Genomic DNA, 11,430 nt, shown 5'->3' with positions numbered 1-11,430 from the left:
GAGCCGCCTTCCAGCGGGCCCTCCGGGCGCTTCGTTCTTTCGTGTTTCCAGCTTATCAGATGTTTTCCGCTCCGTTTTCCGGAGTTTCATTCATCCGATTTCCCGAACTGGCCGGGATCGCTTTCCGCAACGACCTCCACATTAGCGCATTCCGGGTGTTACCCGAAATTCACGCTCACCCTGTCGGCGCAGACGCCGAACGACCCAAGCTAATGGGCTTCGAGGTGAGAGTGGGGGTTACCAAGTGGTGTGGCCGCTTCAGCGACTCGTTCAACACTAGGCCACCTGGACGACATCGTCAAACGCCGAGGGCGGGATCCGGCTGGATCCCGCCCTCGGTCGTCGAAGCCGCTGCTCAGCGGCGTCGGGTTTCGGTCACGCCACTCGCGTCACACGGCCTGCGACGCACGGCCTGCGTCACGCAGTCACACGGTCACGTTGTCGCCGGCGCGGTCAGCTCGGCCGCCGCCAGGTTGCGCTTACCCCGGCGCAGCACGAGCCAGCGGCCGTGCAGCAGGTCGGCCTCGGTCGGCACCGCCTCCTCGTCCGTCACCTTGACGTTGTTGAGGTAGGCGCCGCCCTCCTTGATCGTCCGACGGGCGGCCGAGCGGCTCGGCGCCAGGCCGACGGCGACCAACAGGTCGACCACCGGCTGGAGTTCGGCGACCTCGGCCTTGGGGACCTCGGCCAGCGCCGCCGCCAGGGTCGGGGCCTCCAGGTCGGCGAGGTCGCCCTGGCCGAACAGTGCCTTGGACGCGGCGACCGCGCGCTCGTACTGGTCGGCGCCGTGGACGAGGGTGGTGAGCTCCTCGGCCAGGGCGCGCTGGGCCAGGCGGGCGGCCGGGCGCTCGATGGTCTCGCGCTCCAGCTCCTCGATCTCCGCCTTCGAGCGGAAGCTGAAGATCCGCAGGAAGTTGGAGACATCCCGGTCGTCCGCGTTCAGCCAGAACTGGTAGAAGGCGTACGGGGTGGTCAGCTCGGGGTCGAGCCAGACCGTGCCGGACTCGGTCTTGCCGAACTTGGTGCCGTCGGCCTTGACGATCAGCGGCGTGGCCAGCGCGTGCACGGACTTGCTCTCGGCCTTGCGGATCAGGTCCGTGCCGGCGGTGAGGTTGCCCCACTGGTCGCTGCCGCCGGTCTGCAGGGTGCAGCCGTAACGGCGGTTCAGCTCCAGGTAGTCCATGCCCTGGAGGATCTGGTAGCTGAACTCGGTGTAGCTGATGCCCGCGTCGGAGTTGAGCCGCCGGGCGACGGCCTCCTTGGCGATCATGTTGTTGACGCGGAAGTACTTGCCGACGTCGCGCAGCAGGCTGATGGCGGACATCCCGGACGTCCAGTCCAGGTTGTTGACCATGCGCGCCGCGTACGGGCCGTCGAAGTCGAGGAAGCGCGAGATCTGGCCGCGCAGGCGGTCGACCCAGGCGGCCACCGTCTCGGGGTCGTTGAGGACGCGCTCGGCGGTGGGCTTCGGGTCTCCGATCAGGCCCGTGGCGCCGCCGACCAGGCCGAGCGGGAGGTTCCCCGCCTGCTGGATGCGGCGCATGGTGAGGATCTGCACGAGGTTGCCGAGGTGCAGGCTGGGGGCCGTCGGGTCGAAGCCGCAATAGAACGTGACCGGGCCGTCCGCGAACGCCTTGCGCAGTGCGTCCTCGTCGGTGGACAGGGCGATCAGCCCACGCCACCGCAGCTCGTCGACGATGTCCGTCACGGTCACGCTTCTCCTTCGATCGGGCGTCCGGCCCGGTGCTGGCCCGGTTCGGTCGGGCCCCGGGTCGGTACGACTCCAGCCTGATAGAGCCTACGCGGTCCCGGCCGGCGAGTTTTCCCGAGGCTCCGTCCCCGCTCCTCCGGGACGCCGTCCGCCGCTCCCCCGACGCGCCGGCCGGGAGCCGGTCGCTCGACCCCCGCGCGGCTCCGGGTGCCCTTCGATACCGGAAATTCCGTTGTTCGTCGGCCGCGGGCCCATTCAGAGTGGTCCCACCGCCGTGCGGCGGCAGTGACGTGTGTGGAGACGGTCGTGCCGCCGTGGCACGCCCGTGGGAAGGGTGTGCCGAGGTGCGCAACACGCTGGTTCTGAACGCGAGCTACGAGCCCCTGACGACGGTGTCGCTCCAGCGCGCCGTGGTCCTGGTGCTCCAGGACAAGGCGGTGGTGGAGCAGGCGCATCCGCTGCGCACGGTCCGGGGGACCGGCGTCACCGTACCGGTGCCGCGGGTGATCAGACTCCAACGCTACGTACGGGTGCCGTTCCGACAACAGGCGCCGTGGTCGCGGCGGGGCGTCCTGGCCCGTGACCAGCACCTGTGCGCGTACTGCGGGCGACGGGCCACCACGGTGGACCACCTGCAGCCGCGGTCGCGCGGTGGTGAGGACAGCTGGCTGAACACGGTGGCCGCGTGCGCCGAGGACAACCAGCGCAAGGCCGACCGGACACCGGAGCAGGCGGGGATGAAACTGCTGCGCCGCCCGTTCGTGCCGACCCCGCAGGCGACCTTGATGCTGGCGCTCGGCCTGCGCGACTCGGAGGCCAGGGAGCTCGCCGACTGGCTGCCGGTCGTACCCGCGGCCTAGCTTCGCTCGCGGGTGGCGGTCGGCCAGCCCTTCGCCCGCGGGTGGCGGTCGGCTAGCCCTTCGCCTGGTAGCCGGCCGCCGTACCGAAGTTCGCCGAGTGCTCGGGCACCACGACGACCTTGCCGCCGCCGATCAGCACCCGGCCCGAGATCAGCAGCGAGCCGGTGCCGGGCGGGAAGTTGCCGCCGGTCGACTCGTGGCCGCCGGTCACCGCGAAGCGGGAGAGGTGGGCGGGCTGGTCGCGGCGCTCGTCGGCGGCGAGCACGAGGGAGCCGCCGTCGAGGGTGACCGCCCGCAGCACGCCCTTCTCGGCGGCCGGGGCCTTCCAGCTCTGCTTCCCGCTGTCGAGGTCGTAGCCGACCGCGACGACGGCGCCGTTGCCGTTCGCCGGGACCAGCGTGGTGACCATCGTCCGCTCCTGGAAGAAGACTCCGGGCGTGGGCGAGAACGTGCCGTGCGCGACGTCCAGGCGCCCGGCCTCGCCGCTGACCGGGATCTCGGCGGCCGGGTCGCCGCTCGCGCCCCACGCGAACACCCGGTCGTCGGCCGGCTTCTCGCCGGTGGTGAGGACGACGGCGGGCTCGGCGGAGAGCACCGTCACCGTCTTCGGGTTGTTGTTCAGGCCGCGCCACCAACTGACCTTGCCGTCGGCCGTGTTGAGCGCGACGGCCTGGCCGGCCGGGGTCGAGTCGGCGCACGTGGAGGCGACCATCACGGTCTTGCCGGTGACCCCGCCGGAGAGCGTGCAGAACTTGCCCTGCCCGGTGTACTGCCAGACGTCCTTGCCGTCGGCCGCGTCCCAGGCGATCGCCCGGTCGTCGCCGACGGCCACGATCTTGTCCTCGGTGACGCCGACGTGCGCGGTGTAGGCGCCCTTGGCGTCCGAGAGGGTCTTCGTCCACGCGGTCTTCCCGGTCTTGGTGTCCACCGCCGCGAGCAGCGTGCACGGGCTGTTCGGATCCGCCTGGGCCCGGAACAGCACGGCGCCCACGCCGGACGGATTCACGCTCGGCGACAGCCCGCACGGGACGGCCCCGGCGGCCGGCGGCTCGACCGACCAGCCGGGCTTGCCCGCCGCCAGGTCGTACGCGCGCACGCCGGAGGCGTCGGCCCGGACCACCGCGTCGGCGAGCAGCCAGCTCCCGACCAGCGTGTCGTCCGCCCCGGGCTGCGCGGCCGCGGCCGGCTGCGCGGACCACGCCTTGGTGTGGGCGACGGCGAAGCCGGGCTCGCCGCCCCCGCCACCCGACGTGGAGGCGCTTCCGCTGCCCTCGATGCCGACCATCAGGCCGGCCGCTATCAGGACGCCCAGCGCCGCGACGCCGGCGCCCGTGCGGACGAGGAGGGCCTTGCGGCTGGGCACGTGCTCGCCGGTCAGCACCGCGTCGGCGGCGGCCCGGGCCCTGTCCGCGAGCGAGGAGCCGCCGCCTTTGGAGTCCTTGGCGTTCTTGGCGTCCTTGGCGCCCTTGCCGCCCTTCCCCCCGCTGTCGCCACCCCGGCGCGAGGCCGACCGGGACGACACGACGGGCTCGGCGGTGGCCGGTGCCCCGGGCTCCCCCTGTCCAGCGGGATCCGGCGCCGGCTCAGGGGACTCGATGTGCACGTAGCCGTCGGCCGAGTACTCCACGCCCGCCGGCACGTACAGGCTGTCCTCGGCGGGCTGCTGCGGGTCGGACGCGGCGTACTCGGCGTACTCGGAGTACTGCTGCTGCTCGTAGCCGGGGTACTGGTGATACGGCTGGTGAGGCTGGTACGGGTCCTGGGCGTAGCCGCCCTGCCCGTACGCGGTCTGCCCCTCCTGGCCGTACCCGGCGCCCTGCCCGTACGCCGACGGACCGTCCTGGGTGTGCCCGTACTCGCCGTACCCGGCGCCCTGGCCGTAGTCGCCCGGCCCGTACTCGGTCTGCCCGTACTCGGCCTGCCCGTAGCCGGTGGTCGTCTGCCAGTGCCCCTGCTGGACGTGCTGAGCCTGCCGGCCGTGCTGCTGCTCGGGGTAACCGCCCTGCCAGTCCTGCTGCTGGGGGTACCACGCCTGCTGCTGGGCGTCTCCGAAGGGCTCCTGCGCCATCCGTTCCGTCCCTCCCGAGCCGCCTGCACTGCGGCAGTCAGCATCTCACGCCCACCGGAGCGCCCCGCTCCGGCCTCCGTCAGGCGGCGGACTCGGCGCTCAGGGCCGCGTCGATCCGGGCTGCGAGGGTGAAGTCCAGGCCGGTGAGCCCGCCCGCGCTGTGGGTGGAGAGGACAAAACGCAGGGTGCGCCAGCGGATGTCGATGTCGGGGTGGTGGTCCAGCGCCTCGGCCTGTTCGGCGACGGCGTCGACGACGCGGATCGCCGCCGGGAAGTCCGGGGCGTCGGCGGTGCGGACGATGGCCTCGCCCTCCCGGGACCACCGCGGCACGTCGGTCAGGGCCGCCGCGATCTCGTCCTCGGTCAGCCGTGCTCTGCTGCTCATCGAAGCGCTCCAAGCCTGGTCGGATCCGCTGCCGGCGGATCGGCGTGCACTGCGACGAACATACGCCTGCGCCGGGGCCCCGGCCCGGTGCCGCGAGGCCGGGTTCAGCCCAGCAGCAGCTTGGTGACGGCCGCCAGGCCGACCACCACGATGACCGCGCGCAGCGCCGTGGGCGGCAGGCGGCGGCCGACCTTGGCGCCGAGCAGGCCGCCCAGCAGCGAACCGATGGCGATGAGCCCGGCGGCCGTCCAGTCGACCGTCGAGGTGAAGAGGAAGAACAGCGCGGCCACACCGTTGACGATCATGGCGAGCGCGTTCTTCACGGCGTTGATGCGCTGGATGCCCTCCTGGAGGAGCATGCCCATGAGCGCCATCAGCAGGACGCCCTGCGCGGCACCGAAGTAGCCGCCGTAGATGCCGGTGAGGAAGACGCCGCCGATCAGGACGAGGCTGCCGTCCGGGTCCCCGCCGGGGCGACGGCGGGCGGCGACGGCCTTGGCCACCCGGGGCTGGATCACCACGAGGACGAGCGCCAGCAGGATGAGCACCGGGACGATCGCGTCGAACGCGCCGCTCGGCAGGGTGATCAGCAGCACGGCGCCGACCAGGCCGCCGAGCAGGGAGGCGGTGCCGAGGCGCAGCAGGCGGCGGCCCTGGTCGGCCAGTTCACGGCGGTAGCCGATCACGCCGCTGAGCGAACCGGGCACCAGGCCGAAGGAGTTGGACACGTTGGCGGTGACCGGCGGGATGCCGACGGCGAGCAGGACGGGGAAGGTGATCAGGGTGCCGGAGCCGACGATCACGTTGATCATCCCGGCACCGACGCCCGCCACCAGGACGGCTATCGCCTCCCAGAGCGTCACGGGTCACCTCTTCCTTTCGTCCGGGTCCGAAGGGATCATGCCGGACGGTCCGCCGAACCGACCAGCCCCGACCACGATGCGGAACACCCGCCGGACACGCCGAGGGCCCGCCCCGCACCTCGTCGGTGCGACGGCGGGCCCTCCCGCGTCACCGCCTCGCGGCGGCCACTGCCTCGGTCCCGGTTTCACTGCGGCCACTGCCTCGGCCTGCGCCGCACGGCGTCAGCGCGGCCGACTCACTCCGGGTCGATCTTGCGGTACTCGCGCGCCGGGTCGACCCGCGGCCGGGCCGCGCCCTTGTCGATGTCCACCGGCCGCGGGCCGGCCGCCGGGTCGATCGGCACCTGGGTGGCGGCCGGGGCCGCCGGCGCCGCGGCCGGGACGCTGGGGGCCGCGACCGCGCCGCCGTTCGCGCCGCCATTGCCGGTCAGACCGGTGAAGGCGCCGCCGAGGCCCTTGAGCGCGTCGCCGACCTCGCTGGGGATGATCCAGAGCTTGTTGGAGTCGCCCTTGGCCAGCTCGGGCAGCGTCTGCAGGTACTGGTAGGCGAGCAGCTTCTGGTCGGCGTCGCCGTCGTGGATCGCCTCGAAGACCGTCCGGATGGCCGCCGCCTCACCGTCGGCGCGCAGTACCGCGGCCTGCGCCTCACCCTCGGCCCTGAGGACGTCCGCCTGCTTCTCACCCTCGGCCTTGAGGATCTGCGCCTGGCGCTGGCCCTCGGCGGTGAGGATCGCGGCGCGCTTGTCACGGTCGGCGCGCATCTGCTTCTCCATCGAGTCCTGGATGGAGGTCGGCGGCTCGATCGCCTTCAGCTCGACGCGGTTGACCCGGATGCCCCACTTGCCGGTCGCCTCGTCCAGGACGCCGCGCAGGCCGGCGTTGATGACCTCGCGGGAGGTCAGGGTGGACTCCAGGTCCATGGAGCCGATGATGTTGCGCAGCGTGGTGACGGTGAGCTGCTCGATCGCCTGGATGTAGCTCGCGACCTCGTACGTCGCCGCCCGGGGGTCGGTGACCTGGTAGTAGATCACCGTGTCGATGTTGACGACCAGGTTGTCCTGGGTGATCACCGGCTGCGGCGGGAACGGCACGACCTGCTCGCGCAGGTCGATGCGGTTGCGGACCCGGTCGATGAACGGGACGACGATGTTCAGGCCTGCGTTGAGGGTCCGGGTGTAGCGGCCGAAGCGCTCCACGATCGCGGCGCTGGCCTGCGGGATGACCTGGATCGTCTTGATCAGCGCGATGAAGGCCACCACGACCAGGACGACCAAAACGATAAGGACGGGTTCCACGGACTCTCCCCTAGACGACCAGGGCGGTCGCGCCCTGGATTTCGACGACGTCGACCTGCTGCCCCGGCTGGTAGACCGAGTCCGGGTGGAGCGCGCGGGCCGACCAGATCTCGCCGTTCAGCTTGATCCGTCCGCCCTCCCCGTCGACGGTTTCCGCGACGACCGCGGTGGCGCCCTGGAGCGCCTCGATGCCCATCTTGATGTTCGGGCCCCTCCTGAGCTCCCGGTAGGCGATCGGGCGGACGACCACCAGCAGGGCGACCGAGGACACCACGAAGGTCAGGGTCTGCCAGACCACCCCCGCGCCCAGTCCGGCCACACCGGCCGCGGCCAGCGCGCCGACCGCGAACATGGCGAACTCCGGCATCGCGGTGAGCACCAGCGGTATGCCGAGCCCGACGGCGGCCAGGAGCCACCACATCCAGCTGTCCACGGATCCATCCTAGGGACGAAGGGCCTTCGTGGCGGACAGTTCCCGCAGGTCCAGGGGCGGAAACCGGTCGCGCGTGCGACCGGTTCCCGTGGCGGGCCGGACGGTCGTCGGACGGGGGCTCAGCCCAGCGGCAGGCCCTGGGCCGACCAGCGGTCGCCGTGGCGCTCCAGGGTCAGCGGCAGGCCGAAGCACTTCGACAGGTTGCGGGCGGTCAGCTCGGTGTCGATCGGACCGGCGGTGAGCACCTTGCCCTGACGGATCATCAGGACGTGGGTGAAGCCGGGGGCGATCTCCTCGACGTGGTGGGTCACCATCGCCATCGCCGGCGCGAACTCGTCCTGGGCCAGCGCGCCGAGGCGGCGGATGAGGTCCTCGCGCCCGCCGAGGTCCAGGCCGGCGGCCGGCTCGTCGAGCAGCAGCAGCTCGGGGTCGGTCATCAGCGCGCGGGCGATGAGGGTGCGCTTGCGCTCGCCCTCCGACAGCGTGCCGAACTTGCGGTCGGTGAGGCTGGACATGCCGAGGCGGTCCAGCAGCGCGAGCGCGCGGGACTCGTCCGACTGCTCGTAGCTCTCCTGCCAGCTGACCGTCATGCCGTAGGCGGCGGTGAGCACGGTCTGCAGCACCGTCTGCTCGGCGGGGAGCTTGTCGAACATCGCGGCACCGGCCAGGCCGATCCGGGAGCGCAGCTCGAAGACGTCGATCTCGCCGAGCTTCTCGCCGAGCACCGAGACCTTGCCCGCGGTCGGGAACAGGTACGAGGAGGCGATCTGCAGCAGCGTCGTCTTGCCGGCGCCGTTCGGGCCCAGGATGACCCAGCGCTCACCCTCGGAGATGGACCACGAGACCTGGTCGACCAGCGCGCGCCCCTCCCGGACCACGGATACGTCCACCAGCTCCAGCACGTCGCTCATGCCTACGCCTTCCCCAATACAAGATTTTCGGCCGTCGGTGCGGGCGGCGAGCCTACTCCGGCAGCCGGTGGGCACGGGGTCGGTGCGCCGCACGCGCATGGGCAAACCTACGCCACGCGGATGACCGCCGATTCCGTAGGCTGGCCGGATGCTCGCGACTCCTGCCGACAATCCGTACGAAGAGCCCCGTTCGGGGCGGCTGACCGCCTGGGGCAACGCCCTGCTCGCCGGGCTCGTCCCGCCGGACAACGCCGCCGCGGCCGTCCTCGGCGACGACGAGGTCCACCGGGTGACCGGCCTGCCCGGGGACGAGCCGGGCGAGCAGCACGGGCTCACCTGGGCGCTCGGCCGGCTGCGGGTGCTCGGCGTGCAGGGCCTGCGGCTGGCGCTCCCCTCGGCCGGGCACCCGATCGGGCTGACCGGCCCGGCGGCGTTCAACGAGCGGGCCATGGGCGCGGGCGAGGCCGTCCTGGCGGTCGGTGCACCGCTCGGGCTGGTGCCCGAGGTCGAGGTCTTCGGCCCGGCCGGGGACCGCTCGGCGACGGTGCTGTGGCGCTGCTCGACGGTCAACGACGGCCCGCCGGCCGACGTGCCGTCCCTGCACGAGGCCGAGCGCGAGCTCGCCGACGGGCTGCGGGAGGCGACCCTCCTGCTCACCCGCCTCGACGTGGCCGGCGCCGGACCGGAGGCGCTGCAGGCCCTGGACGCCTACCGCCGCCGCGGGCACGCCGAGCTGCTCGCGCCGGGCTACCCGGCCCGCGCCGTGCGCGTGCTGGAGTCCGCCCGCCAGGTGTCCGCGCTCCTGACGATCGCCGCCGGGAGCCACGGCGCCGCCGTCAGCGCCTCGGAGATGGCCGCCCGCCAGTCCGTCCTCGACCCGCTGCGCCGCACCGCCCGCCGCGCCCAGGTGGCCGCCTACAACGCCCTCGTGGACGAGCGCCAGGACAGCTGAGCCCCACTGAGCACCTCTGAGCCTCACTGAGCTCCACGGCACCGCACCCGCGCGGGAGGTCGGACGGACCGACTTCCCGCGCGCGGGACGGGCCGGGGTGACGAAGACATGGCCGGAAAGCAGCCATGCGCGGGCCCCGCACCCGCACCACCCGACCGCGAGCCCTGCGCCAACGCCGCCCGCCTGCCACCGTGCGGAGAGGCCGCCGTGCAGAGAGGCCGCCGGAGGCCCGGCCACCGCACAGCACCGAGCTCACGCCCACCGCCCGACCAGCCCGACCGCCGCACGGCACTCGCCGGAACACCCGCGGCCGAGCCCACTGCCCCAGCGCCCGGCCACCGCACAACACCCGCGGCCGGGCCCGCCGCCCCAGCGCCCGGCCACCGCGCGGCGCCCAACACCGGGCCCGCGCCCACCGCCCGGCTTACGCCGCCACCGCGCAGCACCCAGCACCCCGCGCCCGCGCCGACCGCCCAACCCCCCGGACCGCCGCGCAGCACTCGCCGAAACACCCGCCTGCCGCCCTACCGCCAGGGATCGGCCGCCACCAGTGCCATCACCTCCGCCCGGTCGTACCGCCCGTCCTGGGCCCGGGTCAGCCCGCCCTTCGCCACGGCGGCCTCCAACCGCGCGGCCGACCAGCCCAGCTGCTCGGCCGCCTCCGCCGCCGACAGGCTCTCCGCCATCCGCTGTCGCAGCAGCGCGGCGGCGGCCTCCGCCTCGGTCTCGGCGCGGCGCAGCCGCTCGGTGACCGCCTCCTCGACGGCGGCCTCCGGCACCGCCGCCAACGCCTCGCGGCTGTAGGTGGGGTGGCCGCGGAACTCGCCGGAGGCCCGGAGCGCCCCGGCCTCGGCGAGCCGGCGGATGTCGTCCGCCGTCACCGGGAGGCCGGTGGTGTGGCCCAGGGCGACGGCGGCCTTGCCGGCGCCCACCCGGGGGACGGCGCCCAGCGCGGCCGTGAGCTCGGCGGCGCCGGCCCGCAGCTCGGCCTCCGCCGCGGCCGACCAGGCCCGGCCGTCGACGTCCGGTTCGGGGATCAGCCCGCGCTCCCGCGCCTGGTCGAACTGCCAGCGCACCAGCCCGAGCCGTCGGCGCAGGACCTCGGGACCGTAGGCATCGCGCTCGCGGGCCGTCTCGTGCGCCAGCTTCGCGGCCCGCTCCGCGACGTCCGCCGCCAGCGCGGCGGCGATGTCGGAGCGGCGTTCGAGCAGGGGCTCCACGGCCGCCGGGGACCACCGCCGGTCCTCGACGTCCGGCGGCGGCACCAGGCCGAGGTGCTTGGCCCGCTCGAACAGGCGGTGCGTCAGCTCCAGTTCGTTGGCGAGCACGACGGGCCCGTACTCGCTGCGCGGCGCGTTCATCAGGTCCTCCCCCGGGTTCGATGTCGGCGCTCAGCCTGGCACACCGCCCTGACGCCCCATCACGTCATTTCCGCCCTCCCCCTGCCGAACGGCATACGCCAGAACCGTTCCTCGCGGCCCTCGCCCCGGATTACCTCCCACCCGGCACAGCGCGACGGCACCCCTCGCACGCCCCGGCCGCACGCCCCAGCGGCATGCCCCAGCGGCATGCCCCAGCGGGACGCCCTACGCCTCCCGGCCCTCCCCGTGCCGAACGGCCCAGAGCGCGGCCTGGGTGCGGTCGGCGAGGTCCAGCTTCATCAGGATGTTCGACACGTGCGTCTTCACGGTCTTCTCCGACAGGTGCAGGCTGCGCGCGATCTCCCGGTTGGAGCGCCCGTCCGCGATGTGCCCCAGCACCTCCCGCTCGCGCTCGGTGAGCGTCCCGCCCCGGCCCTGCGGGGCGCGCGGGCCGCACGCCCCGGCCGCACGCCCCAGCGGCATGCCCCAGCGGCACGCCCTACGCCTCCCGGCCCTCCCCGTGCCGAACGGCCCAGAGCGCGGCCTGGGTGCGGTCGGCGAGGTCCAGCTTCATCAGGATGTTCGACACGT

At 73.4% G+C, this 11,430-nt stretch carries 11 protein-coding genes and 1 pseudogene; 2 read left to right on the top strand and 10 right to left on the bottom strand.

From position 1 onward, the window contains the following. Nucleotides 1–433: 433 nt before the first annotated feature. Nucleotides 434–1,708, bottom strand: coding sequence for a tyrosine--tRNA ligase (gene tyrS / locus ACFXDE_RS41275; RefSeq protein ID WP_380499361.1), 1,275 nt, complete (start codon nt 1,706–1,708; stop codon nt 434–436). A 347-nt stretch (nt 1,709–2,055) separates the two neighbouring features. On the opposite strand from tyrS, the gene ACFXDE_RS41270 reads away from it, so the two are divergent. Further along, on the top strand, nt 2,056–2,571 hold the full coding sequence (locus ACFXDE_RS41270; RefSeq protein WP_329926410.1) for an HNH endonuclease: 516 nt from the start codon (nt 2,056–2,058) through the stop codon (nt 2,569–2,571). Nucleotides 2,572–2,623: 52 nt separating this feature from the next. Here the strand turns inward: ACFXDE_RS41270 and ACFXDE_RS41265 are convergent, their stop codons facing one another. The 6 genes from ACFXDE_RS41265 to ACFXDE_RS41240 all read right to left on the bottom strand — a co-directional run bounded on the left by ACFXDE_RS41265 (nt 2,624) and on the right by ACFXDE_RS41240 (nt 8,526). Beyond that, nucleotides 2,624–4,639, bottom strand: a complete 2,016-nt coding sequence (locus tag ACFXDE_RS41265) for a PQQ-binding-like beta-propeller repeat protein (protein ID WP_380499360.1) — start codon at nt 4,637–4,639, stop codon at nt 2,624–2,626. A gap of 79 nt (nt 4,640–4,718) precedes the next feature. Beyond that, entirely contained in the window at nt 4,719–5,024 is a 306-nt protein-coding gene (locus tag ACFXDE_RS41260; RefSeq protein ID WP_380446231.1) for a 4a-hydroxytetrahydrobiopterin dehydratase, read from the bottom strand. Nucleotides 5,025–5,128: 104 nt separating this feature from the next. Then, entirely contained in the window at nt 5,129–5,887 is a 759-nt protein-coding gene (locus tag ACFXDE_RS41255) for a sulfite exporter TauE/SafE family protein (RefSeq protein WP_380446232.1), read from the bottom strand. A gap of 236 nt (nt 5,888–6,123) precedes the next feature. After that, entirely contained in the window at nt 6,124–7,182 is a 1,059-nt protein-coding gene (locus ACFXDE_RS41250) for an SPFH domain-containing protein (RefSeq protein ID WP_380499359.1), read from the bottom strand. Nucleotides 7,183–7,192: 10 nt separating this feature from the next. Then, nucleotides 7,193–7,603, bottom strand: a complete 411-nt coding sequence (locus tag ACFXDE_RS41245; protein ID WP_380446251.1) for an NfeD family protein — start codon at nt 7,601–7,603, stop codon at nt 7,193–7,195. 131 nt (nt 7,604–7,734) lie between these two features. Next, complete coding sequence (locus ACFXDE_RS41240; protein WP_380499358.1) at nt 7,735–8,526, bottom strand: ABC transporter ATP-binding protein; 792 nt, start codon at nt 8,524–8,526, stop codon at nt 7,735–7,737. Nucleotides 8,527–8,674: 148 nt separating this feature from the next. Here ACFXDE_RS41240 and ACFXDE_RS41235 point away from each other — a divergent pair, with 148 nt between their 5' ends. Beyond that, complete coding sequence (locus ACFXDE_RS41235; RefSeq protein WP_380446235.1) at nt 8,675–9,478, top strand: hypothetical protein; 804 nt, start codon at nt 8,675–8,677, stop codon at nt 9,476–9,478. Between the two features lie 524 nt (nt 9,479–10,002). Here the strand turns inward: ACFXDE_RS41235 and ACFXDE_RS41230 are convergent. The 3 genes and pseudogenes from ACFXDE_RS41230 to ACFXDE_RS41220 all read right to left on the bottom strand — a co-directional run. Continuing rightward, complete coding sequence (locus ACFXDE_RS41230) at nt 10,003–10,839, bottom strand: hypothetical protein (protein WP_380499357.1); 837 nt, start codon at nt 10,837–10,839, stop codon at nt 10,003–10,005. Between the two features lie 225 nt (nt 10,840–11,064). Then, the gene (locus tag ACFXDE_RS41225) at nt 11,065–11,322 is read right to left on the bottom strand and encodes a response regulator transcription factor (protein ID WP_380499356.1); all 258 of its coding nucleotides are present in this window, start codon (nt 11,320–11,322) and stop codon (nt 11,065–11,067) included. A 16-nt stretch (nt 11,323–11,338) separates the two neighbouring features. Further along, nucleotides 11,339–11,430: pseudogene (locus ACFXDE_RS41220) on the bottom strand (DNA-binding response regulator); the annotation flags it as partial.

This window comes from Kitasatospora sp. NPDC059408, assembly GCF_042751525.1.
Classification (GTDB): Bacteria; Actinomycetota; Actinomycetes; order Streptomycetales; family Streptomycetaceae; genus Kitasatospora.
The sequence above is the reverse complement of the archived record's forward strand: the minus strand, read 5'-3'. Positions and strand labels throughout refer to the sequence as shown.